Here is an 18,872-nt window from a genome sequence, read left to right as displayed (position 1 = left end):
AATAAAAAAGTCATTTCAGAAATATTTTTGTAATATTACGAGTTTTTTTGTAGATAATGGTAGGTAGTAAATGGCAGGGGAGGGGATTATTACTCTGATGCCGAAAATGAGGAATTCGTTAACCTGTAGTCCTTATTATGATAAGATATATTAGTTATAGTTAATTTTGTAAAACCAGATTATTTTACTAGGAGTTTGATGGACTTAAAATGAAAATAATTGCGACAACTCTCAATGCCAAATACATTCATACGAATCTTGCCATTCGCTATTTGAAAGCATATGCAGAACCTGAATATATAGTGGATCTTGTTGAGTATACGATCAAGGATCCCGTCATGAACATCGTTTCCGATCTCATTCAGAAAGAGCCCGATGTCATCGGTTTCAGCTGCTATATCTGGAATATCGAAGAGACCATAAAAGTCATAAGTATGTTAAAGAAGGTAAACCCGGAGCTTATTATTGTCCTTGGCGGACCTGAGGTGACCTATGATGTTTCCTACTGGCTGGACCGCCTGAGCGATGCCGATTTTATTGTCATCGGCGAAGGGGAAATTACATTCAAGCAACTATTGGAGCAATTGAATGGGGATAAAGACTTTTCTTCCATCAGTGGCCTAGCATACCGCAAGGACGGGGAAAAGAAAATTTCTCCACAGCGCAATAAGGTCGATTTGAAGGAGCTTCCTTCTCCATATCGTTTCGAGGAAGATTTATCCCAGCTTGGAAAACGCGTTACCTATTTTGAAACAAGCCGCGGCTGTCCATTCAGCTGTCAATTTTGCTTATCCTCCATTGAAGTGGGCGTTCGCTACTTTGACCGTGAGAAAGTAAAAGATGATATCAGATTTTTGATGGATAACGGAGCAAAAACAATTAAATTTGTCGATCGGACTTTCAATATCAGCCGCAGCTACGCCATGGAGATGTTCCGCTTTTTGATCGATGAACATAAGCCGGGAACTGTATTCCAATTTGAAATCACTGCAGATATCATGCGTCCTGAAGTTATTCAATTTTTAAATGAAGAGGCTCCTGCCGGATTATTCCGCTTTGAAATTGGCGTGCAGTCCACGAACGATGCGACCAATGAGCTAGTTATGCGTAAACAGAATTTCGCAAAGCTTTCTAGAACGGTGACGATGGTCAAGGAAGGCGGCAAAATTGACCAGCACCTCGACTTAATTGCAGGCCTGCCAGAAGAAAATTACGATTCCTTCAAGAATACGTTCAACGATGTATTTGCGCTTCGACCTGAGGAGCTTCAGCTTGGCTTTTTGAAAATGCTTCGTGGAACAGGACTCCGAATTCGTGCCCACGAGCATGACTATATCTACATGGACCATGCTCCATATGAAATCTTGGGCAATAACATATTGAGCTTTGATGATATCATTCGAATCAAGCAGGTTGAGGATGTATTGGAGAAGTTCTGGAATGACCATAGAATGGATACGACTGTGGAGCATTTGGTGACAAATGTCTTCCCTACGCCTTTCGACTTTTTCCAGGGCTTCGGCTCTTTTTGGGATAAGCAGGGATGGGCGAGAATCGGCCATCAGCTCGAGGATCTATACAAACGTCTTTATGCCTTCCTCGAGGAAACTGATCGGAATTCTCTTACAGTTGTAGAAGGTCTGATGAAGTACGACTATCTTCTTCATCAGAAATTCAAACCACGTAAGCCTTGGTGGCAGGACAAGGTGACAAAGCAGTATCGATCTTCACTTTATCAAAACGTCTTGCAGTCACCAGAAATTTTAGGAGAAAAATTCACAGCACTGAAGCTTAACGAAAAAGAATTGTATAAGCACACCATGCTTGAATCTGTTTCCTTCGATCTTTCTCAATATATGCTGACGGGTGAAATCAAACAAGCGGAAAGCTATCTGCTCGTGTATTTCAATCAGTCCACGAATCAGACTGAAGTGTTTCCCATTCCAAATTCAACAGTAAAAAATGCTAGCTGATGCTAGCATTTTTTGCTTTTATTTTTAGACTCGATGGCACCCTCAAACGCTTTCGCGGCATTCGGATCTCCAAACTCAGGACCGAATTCCTCTTTTAATCTGTTTTCAGGAATGGCATGATCTTTTTTATGTGCCTGCTTCTGCTTTTTCTTTTTTGCACCTTTGTCCATTATTTATCCTCCTTACCTGCCTTGTCTTCCCTTTTTCGAGTTGCGATTTGCACCACGAATCATATCCTCTGTCTGATACTCTGCTGCAAACTCCGTGTCAGGCAGACTTTCCTTCGGTGTCTTGTTATTATTTTTTGCTGCATCATGTGCCACTTTCCGTTTTGCCATACTCTTCACCCCCTTGAATTATGTTTATCTTGCCCGTTTGCGTTTTTTTCATAAGCGATTAAGACAATCTCTTCCCCTAGCTCTTCCCTCATCTGGTTTTCGAGTTTTGTAATGGCCCCAAGCTTCTCTTGTGGAATGTTTGCATATCCATATTCCTTGTTCATCTAGCCCATCTCCTTTTCATTTCTTACATACTTATTTATTTTATAGAAATGCTAAAACTATACCCCCACGGAGGTGAAAACTGATGACGAAAAAGAATAAAGACCTCGAAAACCCTTTTATGGAGGAGACGATGCCCCATCAAATTAATTCCCCCTCATTTAAAGGGTCAGGTATTAAAATGCAGCCACCATTTGTGAATGAGCATGGTGTTGTAATAGGGGATAGCTTGTATAATTCCGAACAATCCCCCTTGAACAACTGGACCGATGAGGTGGACCCCTCTGTCATGGCAGGAGACCAATGGGTGCATCCGACTAATGATATTGGATGGAACTCTAGTGAAAATCGCGAGCTTGTGGAAAAGTCAAAGAAGCCTCAAGGAGTACCTTTCACACATCCCGATAAAGACGTGAGTTACGGAAGAGACTGAAAAAAATGGAAAAAGCAGCCAGATCATTTACACTGGCTGCTTTTTCCATTTGTTGTTTAACAATCATCCGGTGGAGTTTCTTCACCTTTAGGCGGATCAATCCCTTTAAAAGAAATAAGTAGAGCAGCGGCACAAGTTCCAGCCAATACATAGAACATCATATTGTCTGACTTTTTAATCAATAACGCTACCATTGGCGGACCTAATGCCACACCAATAAATCGCATGGAGCTATAGATGGAAGTAATTGTCCCTCTTTCCTCTTTCTCTATTCCTTCGGTGATAAGCGCATCAAGACTTGGCAGCGCCACTCCGATTCCGATCCCACCTATTAGAAAAAGACCCATTGTGACCCATACATTGGAAAAGAAACTATTGGCGAAAACCGCCCCGCCTAAAACAGCAATACTGATGACAATCAGCCATTTCATCAATACTTTATTTTTGTCGATTTTCTTTCCTGTGACAAAGGAGGCAATACAAAGGGATGCCAATGGAACTGCCAGGAATAGTCCTTTTTTGATTCCATCGATCTGATGCTTTTTCTCCAATAAATCCGATAAATAAAATAAAACCCCGAATAGGACAAACATTAATATACAACCGATAAAGAATATGGCTAATAACCATTTGCAGTCCTTTTTAAAGATTGCTTTCACGGCTTGTAGAAATTCTTTAAATGGCAATGGCTCTTCTTTTTTCTTTGGCGATTTCACCAGAAAAATCATTAATAGAATAGAAACGAGACAAAAGACTGGAATGGAGAAAAAAGGAAGAAACCAGAAAAAACCGGCAAGTACCGCACCTAATATAGGACTTAACACTTTGCCAAGTGTATTGGAGGTTTCAATAATCCCTAAATTTTTGCTTACTTCAGAGTCACTTTTGAACATATCACCGACAAGAGGCATGACAATTGGTGCCGCCCCAGCAGCTCCCACCCCCTGCAAAGTCCGTCCTACAAGTATCATCCAATATGGGTCATTCATTTTCCAGCCCGCCCAGCCTGAAATGACACCTCCAATTGCCGTTATGATCAGACTTGGAATAATGACAGCTTTTCGTCCCAGTCGGTCTGACAAATATCCTGCAATAGGAATTAAAATAATCGCAACAATAGAATACACTGTAATAATCATACTTACTTGAAAAGAAGTTATCTTAAGCTTCTTCTCGATAGTAGGCAAAACAGGAATTAACATCGAATTACCAAGAGTCATGACCAATGGTATCGATGCAAGCGAAACAATTGCCCATTTTTTCTCATGTTCCATCTCACGTACCTACCTTAAATTATTTCATCCCTCTTAATATGAAACCAAAAGGCAAAAAATATTACGATTAGGGGCCAGACCCCTGCAGGAATTTCCTCCACAACGTCGAAAGGCCAGTCACTCTGCTTTTTGAGAGTGACTGGCCATTTACGTATTTGCTATCCTAGCTATCCTATAATGACCCGTTCAACTGGGTAATGGTACTTTGGCGGTTTTTGCCTGCTTTCGAGTATGAACAGGAATGTGAGTAGACCTACTCTCCCAATAAACATCAGACACATGATCACGCATTTTCCGATGGTGGTTAGATCTGGGGTAATTCCCATGGAAAGCCCGGTGGTTCCGAATGCAGAACACACCTCAAACAGGATTTGGATCAGGGTGAAATTTTCTGTAATGCTTAATATGATTACTGCGGAGGAACAAATAAATATAGCAAGCAGTAATACTACGAGCGATTTGATCAGATCCTCCTCATGAATTTCTCTTCGAAATAATTTAATGGTTTTGTTGCCTCGTGCAAAGTGGAATAAAAACAAGATATTCAGAGCAAAAGTAGTCGTTCTTATCCCGCCACCAACTGAACTTGGCGAGGCACCAATAAACATCAGTCCACTCATAATCAGCAGGGTAGGAAGCGTAAATTCGCTAACATCCATGGTTGCGAGCCCCCCACTCCTTGTTGTAACAGATTGAAACAATGCATAAAAGAAGGACTCATGCCAGGACATCCCCTTAAAAAAGTGGTTGAATTCCATTAGAAGAATGGCAACTGTTCCAAAGGTGATCAAACAAGCAAACGTAATAGTAGTAATTTTGGTGAAAAGGGAAAACCTGAATCGTCCCCCTTTATTTGCGATAAATTCTTTGACTTCCACCAGAACGGGAAAACCGATGGCTCCAGTAATGATAAGAATCATGGTGATGAATTGAACAAAGTAATCCTTTGCAAAAGGCACCAACGATTCCCCTGTTATATCAAATCCTCCATTTGTTGTGGCACTGACAGATGCAAAGAAACCATGCAAATAGGCTTCTTGCCATGTTGAATAGAAAGATAAAAAATATGTTCCCAATATCAAGGCTCCGATAATCTCAATGGTAAGAATGAGAATAAGGATGTGCTTTATCATCTTCACAATTCCAGATAAATTTGATTGATTTTGGTCAATCATCATCAATCTTCTTTCTTTCAAGCCGATTTTTCTTCCCAGGATGAGCCAGATAAACGTACCAACTGCCATTACTCCTACTCCACCAAACTGCAGAACAAAAGCTAAAATAATTATACCTGGTACGGTGAAGGTATCCACTATACTTACAGTTGTAAGACCTGTTACACTGACAGCGCTGACTGCAGTGAACAATGCATTTATAAATGTCCAATCAGCACCATCCTGTCTGGCAATCGGTAAGCTCAGCAAGGAGACGGCGATCACTACCGCTACTAAGTAGAAGGTGAAAATCAACTGTGCAGGTGAAAAATGATGTATTTTGTTACTGAATGCATTTTTTATTTTTATCATAGGAACCCTTTCAATGCGAAACTGTTTTCTGTTTTCTGATTTCTTATTTTATGTACGACTTTCTTTTGAAAAAGTTTCATAATCCTCATTATATTACATGTTTTGTCTGATACTTACTAGTATTGATCGTTTCTATTGCCTCATACTAACTATACAACTTAACTATAAAAGTTGTATATAAAAAAGGAGTGATTACCATGGCTAGAAGCAGCAACAAGTTACTGGTTCCTGGAATTGAACAGGCTTTAGATCAAATCAAATACGAAATCGCTCTAGAGTTTGGCGTAACACTTGGTTCCGATACAGTATCCCGTTCCAACGGATCTGTTGGCGGAGAAATTACGAAACGCCTAGTAGCTCAAGCACAATCCCAACTTAAAGGAAAATAATTAAATATATTGGCGACTCCCAGGGCTTTTGGCTCTGGGATTTATTATTATTGCAGATTAAAAATAAACAAGAAGAAGACTCCCGATTTCAGGAGTCTTTCTGAAATATTATAAGTTGTAAAATAGCATTAGTCAAAATTAATTAGTGTCTGTCTCTGTCTCTGTCTCTGTCTCTGTTAGGGTGGTCGTTATTGTTTTGCCCACGCTCATTTTTTCTATCTTCCTTACGTTGGTTCTGCTCTTCTTTTCTTTCCTCACGTCTTTGTTCCCGTTCTTGTTTACGTTCTTCTCTTTGATCCCGCTTTTCCCCTTTTTCCTGCTCGCGGTACTCTTTTTTCTCATCTTTAAGCTTGTCACGATTTTCTTTTCTTTGTTCTTTAGTTTCATCGTGGAGCTGTTTGCCTTCTGCATCTTTCCAATTTTTGTTCGGCACTGCATCAGGTAGCACCGGCTTTTCCGGCTCTGTTTTCAGCTGTAGTTTATCAACATCGGTGACTTTACTTGGTACAACATGAATTTCTTCTAATTCAGTTGCTTTTGAGGTATCTTCCGAATCGACCAATTCCGTTTTTCGTTCGTTTTGTACATATGTACCAGGAGAAACCCCTTGCTTAATCGCTTCATCACGTTTTTCACTTGTTGTCTCAATTGTAGTTACACTTACATTTTCCACCTGGAGATTTTTAGAGACTGATGTTAGTTCATTTTGCATTTTCTTTTTCCACACCAGGTTTTCGCTGTCTGCGAGAACAGATGCGATGACGATCTCCCCACCCGCCTTGAGATAACCTTCTTGGCGAATCAACTCCATGATGTCAGAAGAAACTTTACTTAAATCTTCATTTTTCCAATCGCCTAAGCGGGGTAGCAGCAATTTTGCTTCATCGTTAAAAGCATCAATGGAAACGACCTGCATATTTTTATTCAATCCCAACTCCAGACTTGGATTCACATCCAATGAAACGTAAGCATAAACTTGATTGTTTACATATTTCGGATAGAAGGACATAAACAAAACAGCAGCAGTTAGCATCGTAACAATAGCCCACTTCATCCTGAAAAAAGATGTCAGTTTCCTCTTTTCCGCTGCGCCCCTATGCAAAGGAAAAAAAATGATTTCCTCCCCGATATCCACTTGCCCCTTTTGTTTTCTGGACTTCAAAAACTCTCCATCCGGGGTGAGCATTGTGACATAGTCGTCATGAACTTCGAGCACAATCCCTTTTCTCAATCGTAACCGCCCCTTTTAAATAATCTTTCAAATATATATAATCCCCCGATAATATGATGGATACCGCGATAATGTATTTCCGGTTACGTTCTATTGTTTTTCTACTCACATCAACCAAACCTTCAAGGTGTTTCATCGGCAGCATCTTCTTCTCAAAGAGATGCTTCTTCAACTCCTGGTTCTGGACCAATGTATGCGCAACCTCTATAGCATTTTGGCGGGCATCCGCGTGCTTTGGTGAACATTCGAGCAGGTCTGAAAAAGAAAGACCAAAATCTTTTAGGACAGTCTGATAGTAAAGAATTTCTTCTTTACGCTGCTCCTGATCAATTTGCTTCTGGAATTCTTCAACTGATAACGTTGCTTCAATCTTATTTGATGCATAATCATCCTGGTCGACTTCCTGCTCTGACATCGTTACCGTTATATTTTTACTTTCTTTTCTTATATAATCGATCACTCTGCGCTTGATGATTAATTCTGCAAAGGATAATAGGGAACTTCCCTTATCCTTTGAGTATTTTTCAATTGCTTCATTAAAAGCAATCAATCCGATGCTGAATTCATCATCCGTCTCGTTTATATATCTTTTACAGACAGAAGATACAGCCTTAGCGATAAATGGTTTATATTTATTAATTAGTTGGTTTTGTAATTGTAGATTGCCAGCTTGAATCTCCAGCACTTCATCCTCGAGGGACTTGGTGCGTCGCTTGCCGATTTTAAAAAGTAGGCTCAGCACTGGCCTCACCTCTCTCCCTGCTTAAAGAATCATGATATTAGCATCTATGAGTCCGTATATTAAGCAAATTTTAAGAAGGAGGCTTTTTCATTATCTCGAAAAAGACACCTTTCTATATATAAAGGTGACGTTTTCTCTAGAAAATGTCAATGTAAAAACCTGTTAAGACGCTTTTTGTGCAAAAAAGTTGCACAAACCCTTTTTGCTGTTTCGTTTCCCTTTCTTATGTATTGACCCTAAATCCAAATAAATTTATCCATTTTTAACCATGAAAGTTGCTATTTCTGTTTAATTCCTCCTTTTACGTTTTATGAAAGCTGTTTCACTCTCCCCAAATGTTACGTGAATGTTTCAATTTTTGCGGGGGAGAAACAAAAAATAATTTTATAATACTTCGAATTACCCAACCCTACCGTGTCAATATGTTTATTAAATTACAAAAAATAAGAAGCCAACCCGGACATTAAGGCTAACTTCCTTCCTAATTTAGCTAATCTGAACATGTTTCAACCGGTTACTTTTGTGCTGTTTATAATACTTCACCATATTATCTGCCGTTTCTTTAAAGGACGGACAGTAAATATTGGCTTCCGTTAATATTCCTCTCGCTTCTGAACAATCGAAGCTTCCCTTCCAAGTGAAATAGTCTAATGCCTGTCGTTCGACCTTCAACCACTTTCTTGCTGTTGGCACCCGCAGAAATGATTTTGCAAGTGTGAGAGGAATTGATCCTTTAGGGGCTTTCTGAAGAAGAATTTCAGTCACAATACTGTAAGCCTCCCTAATGGAGATAGGCGACGGATTCGTTAAATGCAGGGTTTTCCCTTCAGCCTTTTCCGAAAATGCAAGATGACAGGTTCCCTTTACAATATAATCAATTGGTACAACATTAAACTCTGCTACACCTCGCCCTAAGTGTGGAATAAAAGGCAGGAATTTCAAGGTATCAAGAAAATTCAGCATGAAATAGGGTCCATCAAACTTTATTGTCTCCCCAGTCTGGCTATGCCCCTTAACGATCCCTGGACGGATGATGGTGGTAGGAATCACCTGTTTCTCCATCTCAACCAGCACCTCGGCAAGGTATTTTGTATGCTCATAATGATTTTTAAAACCCGCTGAATGCTCCAACTCCTTTTCATAGATGATTCCTTCCCTTAGGCCAGCGATATATGCTGTACTGAAATATATAAACCTCTTCAGGTTTGAAAATGTTTTAAGCCATTCAAGGACCCGCTTTGTCCCAATAACATTTACATGATAGGCGATTTCCTTTTTCACAGCCAAATCATAGACCGCTGCTAAATGGAATACATAATTCACCTCTTGCCTTAAAATCGTGAGATCCTTGTCACTAATCATCATATTTGGCTGAGTAATATCCCCTTCAATGAGCGTGATGCTTGTATCAGGATATTGAATCTGCAGGTTTTGTACTATGGGGATTGCCTGGCTTTTCATTGTAGGAAGCACCAACAAAAACAACTTTTTCAGCTGCTGATCTTCACTCAGTAATTCCTTCACCAGCTCCTGACAGATGAATCCTGGAAACCCGGTAAAAAAATATCCGCACATAATTTTCCCCCTTCCAAAATTTGAAATACTCTTCTCTTTTTTTTCAGGATAAACTAACAGGAAGCACAAAGAAAGTGCTTTTATCTAAATTTTCAAATAATAACTTAAAGAATGAGTGTTAGTCTGTTTGACTCCCTGTTGATTGGAGCAATAGGCGGAGACTCCGGCGGGAGTTGCGTTTAGTTGAGACCCCGCAGGCGAAGCCGAGGAGGGTCAAAAACCGCCCCTTGGGTCGCTGCGCCTAGTACGGAAATCAACAGTGTTTAATGGTGTCAGTCAAATAATGTGAAAAGTAAGGTGAGAACCATGCATACAATGTGGAAGGGCTCAATCAGCTTCGGTCTTGTCAATATCCCCATAAAAATGTATTCTGCAACCGAAGACAAGGATATCAAGCTTCGCACTCTACATAAAGAGTGCAATACCCCAATCAAGTATGAAAAGGTCTGTCCCAATTGCGATAAAGAGGTGGATACATCCGACCTTGTTAAAGGATATGAATATGTAAAAGGGAAATATGTCATTCTGGATGACGAAGAGCTGAAACAATTGAAAGAACAACACGAGGATAAAAGCGTGAAAATCATTGATTTTGTGAAGCTTGCGGACATTGATCCCATCTACTTCAACCGATCCTACTTTCTGGGACCTGGAGAAAATGGCAGCAAGGCTTACTCTCTACTCCGTGAAGCGCTGGAAAGCTCCAAAAAAATCGGGGTGGCGGAAATTACGATCCGCTCCAAGAAGCAACTTGCGATAGTTCGGGTATACAAAAACTGCCTGGTCATGGAAACCGTCCATTATCCGGACGAAGTGAGAGAAGTTGGCGAAGTACCTAGTGTGCCGGAAAAAGCGGATGTGAATGAACAGGAATTGAAGACTGCCATCATGCTGATCGACCAGTTGACCACCGAATTCGATCCAGAAAAATACCATGATGATTATCGGGAAGCTGTCCTTGCTTTAATCGAAGAAAAAGTGAACAACCAGGAAGGTACAGCAACTCCGAAGGAAGCTGGCGGCAAAACCAATGTCGTTGATCTTATGAGCGCCCTTCAGGCGAGTATAGAGCGTACTAAGGATCAGGAGTTGAAACCTGCCAAAAAGAAAACAGAAGCAAAGAAAACTGCCGAGTCAAAAAGCGAAAATGAAAAAGCGAAACCTAAAAAACGTACAACACGCAAGAAAGCGACCAGCTAAACAAGCTGGTCGCTTTACTTATGGTTAACTAGCCATTGCGCAGCATCCAACAAGGAAGAGAAATGGTAATCACCCACCCCGACTTCGTCCCCGATGAATACGGTTCTTGTCCCTGCCGCTTTTCCTGCTTCTATATCGACTGCCCTGTCCCCTATCATATATGACCGTGGCAAATCGATGTCATGTCTTTCCGCAAGATCAACAATCATCTTCGGCCCAGGCTTTCTGCATAAACACCCTTCATGCGGCTTATGGATACAAGCAGCCACTTCCTCAATTCTTCCCCCGGCAGCGCTGATTTCTTTGACCATATGCCGATGAATTTCTTCAAGCATTTGACTCTTCATAAAGCCGAGACCCACTCCTCCCTGGTTAGTAACGACAAATAGCTTGAATTCCGCTTCAGTCAGTAACCGTATCCCTTCCAAAGCTCCAGGAAGAAAGTGGAAGTCATCTGGTTTATTTACAAATTTGACCCGTTTAGTCAGTACTTCATTGATAACGCCATCCCGATCCAGAAACACTCCTTGGTACAAAACATCACCTTCTTGACATAGTTTTATTTTTCTAAAGCAAAATAGATGTAAAGATAATCAAGATGAAAGGAATTCTACAATGGTTAAACCTATGCTATTGAGTTTACACCGCGATCCTCCAACCGGAAAAGACTGGGTTTATGAAGTCAAATACGACGGATTTAGGTGTCTCGCCTTCCTTGAAAAGGATAATATCTTGTTGCAAAGCAGAAATGGAAAGCCGTTGAACAATCAGTTTCCTGAAGTGGTAAACTTCCTGGGAAACCTACTGGAAAATGAAGTTATCCAGCAGGCGGTCCCATTAATATTAGACGGAGAAATAGCCATACTCACCACTTCGGAGAAAGCCGATTTTTCTTCCATTCAAAAGCGGGGCAGAACCCAAAAAATAGAAAAAGTTAAAGCACTCGCTCAATCAAATCCTGCAACATATCTGGTCTTTGATTTGCTGCACATGAAGAACGAATCACTTTTTGATACACCTTTATTCAAAAGAAAGGAAAAACTGAAGAATCTTTTTTCAACCTTACAACTTCCATTATCTCCAACTGAAGACAGCTCCTTTCCTATACAATATGTCCCTTACCATAAAGAAGCAGACACGCTTTGGGAGAAAATAAAGCTGGAGGATGGAGAAGGCATGATTGCTAAGAAGGTTAGCAGTTTTTACCGTCAAGGCAAACGAACCAATGACTGGATTAAAATAAAAAACTATAAAATCATTACCTGCTTCATTACTTCCTATCAAAAGGAAAATGGTTTTTTTCATGTGGGACTCTATAAAAATTCCAACATCGTCCCTATCGGGTTATTTTCACATGGGATGAGTACGGATGAACGCCAGGCGCTCTTATCGGTTATCAAAGAGAACAGCTATAATGAAGATAGTCAATTCATCCATGTAGAGCCTGGAATTTGTATGGATCTTTTCTATCTGGAGTTGTACCAGGGGCAACTACGGCACCCGGAATTCTACCGCTTCAGGTTTGACGTACAAGTGAAGGATTGCAGAATGGAAAACCTGCAGAAAACAGACCTCAACCTCCCTAATTCGGTGACTGTCACCCACCCGGAGAAACCACTTTGGAAGGATGAATCTGTTACAAAATTAGATTATCTTCAATATTTAAAAGAGGTTTCACCATACATTCTCCCTTTTCTGAAAAATAGGCTACTGACCACAATCCGATTTCCACATGGCATGTTCGGTGAGAGCTTTTACCAAAAGAACTGTCCGGATTATGCCCCACCATTTGTAGATACAGCTCTTGAAGAAGGCATCCGATATATTGTATGCAACAATCTTGAGACCCTTCTATGGCTTGGAAATCAGCTGGCTCTTGAATTCCACATCCCTTTTCAGAAAATAGGAGAAAGTTCCCCTTGTGAAATTGTATTTGATTTAGACCCTCCGTCCGCGGAATATTTCTCTGGAGCTGTAAAAGGCGCACTTTTGATGCAAAAGGTATTTGAACAACTGGAGCTTCATGCCTTTGTGAAAACTTCAGGCAGAAAAGGGCTGCAAGTTTATCTCCCTCTTCCAGAAAAGACGTTCACTTATGAAGACACAAGAATTTTTACTGAATTTATCGCACAGTATCTTGTAAGCACAGAGCCGGACGTATTTACGATTGAGCGCTTAAAGAAGAGGCGGGGAAACAAAGTCTATGTAGATTATATCCAACATGGAGAAGGGAAAACCATCATTTCCCCTTACTCTTTAAGAGGAAATACTAAGCCTACAGTGGCCGCTCCCCTGTTTTGGACGGAAGTGGATACAAAACTCAGACCGGAATTTTTCACTATTTTTAGCGTAATGGAGCGTTTGAAGGAAAAGGGCGACCCTTTCAAGGACTATCTAAAAATCCAATCTCAGCAGCCCTTCGAACAGGTTCTCTCCTTTTTGAAAAAAGTATAGGATGTCAGTGGTTTGGAAAAAATGATCATTAAAACAATGAAGTTCTGTTCAGTCTGTGAATCGGCTTCTAATTGGGAAAGGTGATCAATTTGCAGTCCTTTGCGATTGTCCATCCTATCATTGAAATGGACCAGACCTTAATATTGGAATTTGTAGATGAAACGGAGCCTGTGGAAAGTCGTCGATACCGGCTTTTTCTCCAAAAAACGACGTTGCAGGAAATTAAGCTGATTGTCTATCGGCCAAATCTGGATAACTGGCAGGACATCACATCCATGCTATCTCCATTTTATCTGGCATCTCTCCGCAATGTACTCTTACAGCAGATCGATATGCCGTCTGAAAGAGAGGATATCATCTCATAAAAACCAAGCTGCCCTTCAACATGGTGAGCTTGGTTTTTGTGAGTTGAATTGTATTTAATAAGGCTCTCATTTAGATTGTTGCTTTAAGAATAGGACTGGGCTAAAGATAAGATATTAACATTAAACACCCTGTTGGTCTCCGTTCCAGGCATTCGCTTATCCAGGGCGGCCTCGGGAGTCTCACGCCTTGCACTCCAACCAAAAGGGGATGACTCAAAGAATTAATTTGCCTTACTAAGATAGAAAAATCGGATTTTGTTTCAATTTTTTCAGATACGGAATTTGATTGACTTTAAGGCTCTTCATTTTAGCAAATAATGTTTAACCCGTGAGTTGATTGTAGCGGAGGACACTTGACTCCTGCGGGATAGTAGACGGCATGGGAGACCCCACAGGCGAAGCCGAGGATGCTCCTATCCGTCCCCGTGGAATCTTGTGTCCCTCGCTGCAATCAACGGGCTAAATTTGAGGTGTACACTTTATTCTTAATAACAAATGTATGTGATAACAGCCTTTAATAAAAATGTGCTGGTTCAGGAAACGACGAAACAGCTTCCAAACAAATCCGCTCAAAAAAGCACCCTGAATTCAGGGTGCTAATCAATCATATATAAAACATAGATTAAACTTAATGTCGCTACAAACACTGAGGCGATAAACCCAGCAATAAACGGCTTCAAGCCCAATGCACGAAATTTCCGCCACTCTACCTGAAGACCGACGCCAGCCATGACCATGATGATCAGAGACTTGGCAACCGACCCAAGCCAAGCGCTTACTCCATTTGAAACAACACCAACAGAAAACAAAGTGCTCATGACAAGGAACCCGATGATAAATAGGGGAAACGCACCTTTTATGCTGGCACTTTTATCACTCTTATTAACAATGATAAAAGAAATGGCAAGCACCAAGGGAAGAATGAACAGAGTCCGTACAAGCTTCACCGTTGTCGCCACTTCCCCGACGTCCTCCCCGACGAGATAACCGATAGCAACAACCGATGAGGTATCATGGATGGAGGTACCAATCCAGATTCCAAACTGCAGGACCGTAAGACCGAGCCACTGACCTATCCAAGGATAGAGCAAAGTAGCCAATATATTAAAGAAGAAAATCGTGGAGATTGCATAGGCTGTGACTGTTTCCTTTGACTGGACGACCCCTTTCACAACCGAAATCGCCGTTGCTCCACAAATGCTTGTACCTACACCAATCAGCAAGCTCAGCATTTTATCGATTTTCAGAAATTTTCCTGCCAATAGTGTCACTAGGATTCCCCCGATCACTACCAGCAAAATAACAAATATGGACTGTGAGCCTATATCCAATATGCTACCTATGCTTAACGTCGCACCTAACAATACAATCGCGACTTTCAACAATTTTTTTACAACAAATTGAATTCCTGGTAGAAACCTCTCACTCAACTTTAAACTATTCCGTATTACAATCCCAAGCAATAGAGCAAAAATGACTCCACCTATGGCCGGAAAAAGATTCCCCAAAGCTTTTCCTACCATAGCAATCAGGAAGACGAAAATGGTTCCAGGCAACCATGCAGGCAATTTATGAGTCAGTTTTAGTAGATTATCTTGATTCTTTCCCATTATCGTTATTTCTCCTAACGAACTTTTTTCCAAACACCTTTATTATTTTAAAGAACAAAAGAAAAACTGTCGAGAATTTTCGACAGTCATTAGGCTTCTAAACGATGGAAATGTTTTCTCAGGCCCTCACCAAAAATATTGAATGTCAGTACAGCAAACGCTAGTGCCAAGGCGGGGAAGAACGGTATCCAGAACGAGCGGAGGACATCGCCTCTTGCTTCACCCAGAAGAGTGGCCCAGTTGAAACTCGTATTCATAATTTCCCCGGAGCCGTAGGAAAGCTGGACAAATTCCTGTGTGATAAAAATACTGAAGATCCCCAGTTGTCCAATCAATAACGCGATCCTCCCCAAATCAAGAAAGAACTGAACGATCAGTTCAGGTAATGCATTCGGAATATAGTACTTCGTAAACAAAGTAAAAGAGGAAACTCCTACTGTGATGCCCGCTTCCACATATGGGGTGCGTTTGATTCGAAAAAACTGGTTTTGCAGAACCGTTCCGACTCGTCCCACTTCAATGCAAGCTAGAATGATAATAGCCCAGATAAAGCGATTATCGTTGAACACAAATATTGGCAGGTTCAACAGGATGATTGCAGAAAAAATAACGGGAAGTGCAGAGAAAATCTGGTGCCAGCCCTGCAGGATCCAGTTTGCAGGACCTTTTTTGTTAATCGACAATAATGCTAGCAGCATGGCAATGCTGTACCTCAGTAAAGCAACGCCCAAAATCAGCAGCAGCGTATCCTTTGCACCTACAACGATGACACTCAGTAAATCCCTGCCCTCTCTATCTGTGCCAAAAAAATGTTTTTCTGAAGGTTCAAATGGTGCGGTTTCAATACCTTCCTTAGTAAAGACGACCCGTTTGCTTTCCAGTACCGTATCAATGAAGGGTAAGAATGGACCTACCAACGTTACCAATACTAAAAAGAGTAAAAAGGAACTACCTACAATCAACGTCCAATTCCGTTTCATCTATCTATCACCTACTTCGGTTCTACAAGCTTCAGCACGAAAAGGCTGATAAGCTGCGAAATAAATACAATCATCATAAAACTTAACCCGAACCCGATGATCAGACCGGACTCATTGATAAACTTCATACTTCCTGAAAGGGCACTGCTTACATCAAATGCCTGAAACATCCGATAGGCTGCTCCCCGGTAGTCCAATAAATACTCCACAATCAAAAGGTTTGACAGGAGATATAGCATCATTGCAGGCAAGTTAGAAAATATAGGATAGAGACTGTTGCGTAGCATATGTTTCCAAAGCACCTTTTTACCTGTCAGTCCCTTTGACCTTGCCACTTGAATATAAGGCTTTCCTTTTTCATTGCTTAGTGCAGCAGATGTGATCCTCGCCACATACATCATCGGATACAAAGATACCAGAAAGGAGGGCAGCAAAAAGCTGTACCAATGATCATGCCCGAAGATCCTTATCGATGGTAGGTAAAAGATGATCAGCCATTGCAGACAGATTAATAAAAAGAAATCAGGAATCGACTGAACGATCCAAGTCAGCCCTTTACCAAATATATTCCAGCCTCCCCATCGATCATAAAAATCATAGATTCCCTTCAGCACCCCGAAAATCATCGTAACCATAAAGGCGGTGATGATAACCTTCAGGCTTCTTGCCATATGTAAACCAATTTCTTCTTCTGCGGGGTTATTGTATCTGGTAAAACCCAGCGTCCCCCTATTTGACACATCATCCAAAAACAAGGATATATTATGCCTATAGGCCTCCCAAGAAAATTCGTAGCCATACTCGAGCGTCATTGCACTTCCGGATACCCCAATATCAGGAGACCTAGGGAATAGAACTGCCAAAATCAGAAGAATTGCTACAAAAAGAAAAAATAGAAACGATTTCATGATATTCCATGTTATCTGCATCATAGCCCCCACTTTACGAAAACCGAAATAAATATAGTAAAATACTACCACTAAATTATTTTGAATTCTATAAAAATATTAATTTTTCAAAAAACAGAGAGTTCTTAATCAATTGAAATACGAACCCGAAAGTAGTATTATAATGCTTTATAATAGATTGATAGACATGATGAAATTCTCAGCTATGCCACTTCGCACATATTGATCTATGGGAGGTCTGAGCCTTTGAGCAAATTTATAAATAGCTTTACCGAAACATTTACTTATGAATTCTGGACAGATATGGATTTCTGGCTGGATCTGGGTATTGCACTTCTGATCCTGTGCCTCTTTCTCTTATGGAGGAAGTTGTTCACCAAATATTTTTTCAAAATGATCCTGTCGCTATCCCAAAAGACACCTACCGATCTATTTAGTTACATCGTCATAGCATTTAATAAACCGGTACGCACCTTCTTTGTGATATTAGGTCTGTTCTTCGCTTTAAAGGCGGCTCCTTTTGAACTGATGGAGGCAGCAACATTATCCAGGCTGATGCGCTCTTCTGTCATTTACTTGATTGCATGGGGAGTATTCAATTTCATCCCTTCTTCATCCGTCCTTTTTTCTAAGCTTTCTACTAAATTGGACTTTGAAGTGGACAAAATTGTGATGCCTTTTTTCACCAAGGTATTACGCTTCATTTTAATTGCGTTGACATTGAGCATTGTTCTTGAAGAGTGGGATTATAATGTAGGCGGTTTTGTTGCAGGACTTGGACTTGGAGGTCTGGCATTTGCACTTGCTGCTCAGGAATCAATAAAAAACCTCTTAGGTGGATTCATCATCGTGACAGAAAAGCCTTTTACTATGGGGGATTGGATCAAAACACCAAGTGTAGAGGGTGTTGTGGAGGATATCTCTTTCCGAAGCACAAGAATCCGCACCTTTGCCCAAGCAGTCGTTACTGTTCCAAATGCGACGCTTTCGAATGAGCCTATCACAAACTGGTCGAAAATGGGCAAGCGTCAAATCACTTTCGAGCTTGGACTTCAATATGACACTACAAGAGAAAAACTGAAAACAGTAACTCGCCGAATCGAGCAGCTGCTCCGCGGTCATTCGGAAGTGCATCAGGAAACCATTCTCGTTCGTTTTGATAATTTTGGGGCAAGCAGCATGAATGTATTTATCTACTTCTTCACTAGCACTGTCATGTGGGCAGAATTCCTGAAGGTAAAAGAGGACGTCAATTTCAAGATCATGGAAATCTTGGAAGAGGAAGATGTGGTCATCGCCTTCCCTACTCGCACGCTTCATATCGGGAAAGATGCACAGCAGGAACTAAAAAAAGAGTATAGCGTTAACTAATCTAAAAAACCTAGTCCTCCTTGGGAGACTAGGTTTTTTAACTTTCTTTCCGTTTTTCATTCCACTTCCTGCTAGGCACATCATAATAAAAATAGTTATATTCAGCATTTAATTCGGTTGTCGTCATGCCCTCCAATATAAGCGAGTCATATACTCCAATCAAAAGTAGCTTATTGATATAATACTCCCTTTGCTGTTCCAAAGCCTTTTTTAAATTCCCCTTCATGGGCCATCACCCTCAAATGATTGTTTAACCATATCATAGCCAAGAAATATTGATTTCACATAAAGGGAATGTAAATTTTTTTAAAAAGATTGTTTTCGAATTCATTGTTGCTTTA

The 18,872-nt window shown here is 40.7% G+C and carries 20 protein-coding genes; 7 read left to right on the top strand and 13 right to left on the bottom strand.

Annotated elements, in window-relative coordinates:
- Positions 1 to 209 precede the first annotated feature (209 nt).
- Positions 210 to 1,973, top strand: coding sequence for a B12-binding domain-containing radical SAM protein (locus tag ACQCT5_RS15590; protein ID WP_499642919.1), 1,764 nt, complete (start codon positions 210 to 212; stop codon positions 1,971 to 1,973).
- 2 nt (positions 1,974 to 1,975) lie between these two features.
- Here the strand turns inward: ACQCT5_RS15590 and ykzE are convergent, their stop codons facing one another.
- The 3 genes from ykzE to ACQCT5_RS15575 are packed head-to-tail and all read right to left on the bottom strand — an operon-like array spanning position 1,976 to position 2,475.
- The gene (ykzE, locus tag ACQCT5_RS15585; protein ID WP_499642918.1) at positions 1,976 to 2,143 is read right to left on the bottom strand and encodes a protein YkzE; all 168 of its coding nucleotides are present in this window, start codon (positions 2,141 to 2,143) and stop codon (positions 1,976 to 1,978) included.
- Between the two features lie 12 nt (positions 2,144 to 2,155).
- Positions 2,156 to 2,311 (bottom strand): protein YkzP, encoded by a 156-nt coding sequence (ykzP, locus tag ACQCT5_RS15580; RefSeq protein ID WP_386636108.1) that lies wholly within the window; start codon positions 2,309 to 2,311, stop codon positions 2,156 to 2,158.
- A gap of 5 nt (positions 2,312 to 2,316) precedes the next feature.
- Entirely contained in the window at positions 2,317 to 2,475 is a 159-nt protein-coding gene (locus ACQCT5_RS15575) for a hypothetical protein (RefSeq protein WP_499642917.1), read from the bottom strand.
- A gap of 83 nt (positions 2,476 to 2,558) precedes the next feature.
- On the opposite strand from ACQCT5_RS15575, the gene ACQCT5_RS15570 reads away from it, so the two are divergent.
- Positions 2,559 to 2,906: a DUF3905 domain-containing protein gene (locus ACQCT5_RS15570; RefSeq protein ID WP_499642916.1), complete on the top strand. Its 348-nt coding sequence runs from the start codon at positions 2,559 to 2,561 to the stop codon at positions 2,904 to 2,906.
- A 56-nt stretch (positions 2,907 to 2,962) separates the two neighbouring features.
- On the opposite strand, the gene bcbE is transcribed toward ACQCT5_RS15570, so the two are convergent.
- Positions 2,963 to 4,180 (bottom strand): bacillibactin exporter BcbE, encoded by a 1,218-nt coding sequence (bcbE, locus tag ACQCT5_RS15565; RefSeq protein WP_499642915.1) that lies wholly within the window; start codon positions 4,178 to 4,180, stop codon positions 2,963 to 2,965.
- Positions 4,181 to 4,347: 167 nt separating this feature from the next.
- Positions 4,348 to 5,697, bottom strand: coding sequence for a TrkH family potassium uptake protein (locus tag ACQCT5_RS15560; protein ID WP_499643113.1), 1,350 nt, complete (start codon positions 5,695 to 5,697; stop codon positions 4,348 to 4,350).
- A 206-nt stretch (positions 5,698 to 5,903) separates the two neighbouring features.
- Between ACQCT5_RS15560 and ACQCT5_RS15555 the strand changes: the two genes are divergently transcribed.
- A complete protein-coding gene (locus tag ACQCT5_RS15555; RefSeq protein ID WP_499642914.1) occupies positions 5,904 to 6,095 on the top strand; it encodes an alpha/beta-type small acid-soluble spore protein in 192 nt (63 codons plus the stop codon).
- 142 nt (positions 6,096 to 6,237) lie between these two features.
- Here the strand turns inward: ACQCT5_RS15555 and ACQCT5_RS15550 are convergent, their stop codons facing one another.
- From ACQCT5_RS15550 to ACQCT5_RS15540, 3 genes are all read right to left on the bottom strand, one after another.
- Positions 6,238 to 7,326 (bottom strand): anti-sigma factor domain-containing protein, encoded by a 1,089-nt coding sequence (locus ACQCT5_RS15550; RefSeq protein ID WP_499642913.1) that lies wholly within the window; start codon positions 7,324 to 7,326, stop codon positions 6,238 to 6,240.
- Positions 7,295 to 8,077, bottom strand: coding sequence for an RNA polymerase sigma factor SigI (sigI, locus tag ACQCT5_RS15545; protein WP_499642912.1), 783 nt, complete (start codon positions 8,075 to 8,077; stop codon positions 7,295 to 7,297). Before sigI ends, ACQCT5_RS15550 begins: the two co-directional genes overlap by 32 nt.
- Positions 8,078 to 8,554: 477 nt before the next feature.
- A complete protein-coding gene (locus ACQCT5_RS15540) occupies positions 8,555 to 9,643 on the bottom strand; it encodes an SDR family oxidoreductase (RefSeq protein WP_499642911.1) in 1,089 nt (362 codons plus the stop codon).
- A gap of 306 nt (positions 9,644 to 9,949) precedes the next feature.
- Here ACQCT5_RS15540 and ku point away from each other — a divergent pair, with 306 nt between their 5' ends.
- Entirely contained in the window at positions 9,950 to 10,843 is an 894-nt protein-coding gene (gene ku, locus ACQCT5_RS15535; RefSeq protein ID WP_499642910.1) for a non-homologous end joining protein Ku, read from the top strand.
- A 14-nt stretch (positions 10,844 to 10,857) separates the two neighbouring features.
- Here ku and ACQCT5_RS15530 read toward each other — a convergent pair whose 3' ends face one another.
- Entirely contained in the window at positions 10,858 to 11,379 is a 522-nt protein-coding gene (locus ACQCT5_RS15530) for a D-glycero-alpha-D-manno-heptose-1,7-bisphosphate 7-phosphatase (protein ID WP_499642909.1), read from the bottom strand.
- Between the two features lie 79 nt (positions 11,380 to 11,458).
- Here ACQCT5_RS15530 and ACQCT5_RS15525 point away from each other — a divergent pair, with 79 nt between their 5' ends.
- A complete protein-coding gene (locus ACQCT5_RS15525) occupies positions 11,459 to 13,297 on the top strand; it encodes a DNA ligase D (protein ID WP_499642908.1) in 1,839 nt (612 codons plus the stop codon).
- Between the two features lie 89 nt (positions 13,298 to 13,386).
- Positions 13,387 to 13,662 (top strand): hypothetical protein, encoded by a 276-nt coding sequence (locus tag ACQCT5_RS15520; RefSeq protein WP_499642907.1) that lies wholly within the window; start codon positions 13,387 to 13,389, stop codon positions 13,660 to 13,662.
- A 596-nt stretch (positions 13,663 to 14,258) separates the two neighbouring features.
- Here ACQCT5_RS15520 and ACQCT5_RS15515 read toward each other — a convergent pair.
- The 3 genes from ACQCT5_RS15515 to ACQCT5_RS15505 all read right to left on the bottom strand — a co-directional run bounded on the left by ACQCT5_RS15515 (position 14,259) and on the right by ACQCT5_RS15505 (position 17,184).
- Positions 14,259 to 15,272 (bottom strand): YeiH family protein, encoded by a 1,014-nt coding sequence (locus tag ACQCT5_RS15515; protein ID WP_499642906.1) that lies wholly within the window; start codon positions 15,270 to 15,272, stop codon positions 14,259 to 14,261.
- An 89-nt stretch (positions 15,273 to 15,361) separates the two neighbouring features.
- Positions 15,362 to 16,252: an ABC transporter permease gene (locus ACQCT5_RS15510; protein WP_499642905.1), complete on the bottom strand. Its 891-nt coding sequence runs from the start codon at positions 16,250 to 16,252 to the stop codon at positions 15,362 to 15,364.
- A gap of 11 nt (positions 16,253 to 16,263) precedes the next feature.
- Positions 16,264 to 17,184, bottom strand: a complete 921-nt coding sequence (locus ACQCT5_RS15505) for an ABC transporter permease subunit (protein ID WP_499642904.1) — start codon at positions 17,182 to 17,184, stop codon at positions 16,264 to 16,266.
- Positions 17,185 to 17,406: 222 nt separating this feature from the next.
- On the opposite strand from ACQCT5_RS15505, the gene ACQCT5_RS15500 reads away from it, so the two are divergent.
- Positions 17,407 to 18,531, top strand: a complete 1,125-nt coding sequence (locus ACQCT5_RS15500) for a mechanosensitive ion channel family protein (RefSeq protein WP_499642903.1) — start codon at positions 17,407 to 17,409, stop codon at positions 18,529 to 18,531.
- Between the two features lie 37 nt (positions 18,532 to 18,568).
- On the opposite strand, the gene ACQCT5_RS15495 is transcribed toward ACQCT5_RS15500, so the two are convergent.
- A complete protein-coding gene (locus ACQCT5_RS15495; RefSeq protein WP_499642902.1) occupies positions 18,569 to 18,757 on the bottom strand; it encodes a stress protein in 189 nt (62 codons plus the stop codon).
- Between the last annotated feature and the right edge of the window lie 115 nt (positions 18,758 to 18,872).

The sequence above is a fragment of the Sutcliffiella halmapala genome, from assembly GCF_050107295.1.
Taxonomy (GTDB): Bacteria; Bacillota; Bacilli; order Bacillales; family Bacillaceae_I; genus Sutcliffiella_A; species Sutcliffiella_A halmapala_A.
The sequence above is the reverse complement of the archived record's forward strand: the minus strand, read 5'-3'. Positions and strand labels throughout refer to the sequence as shown.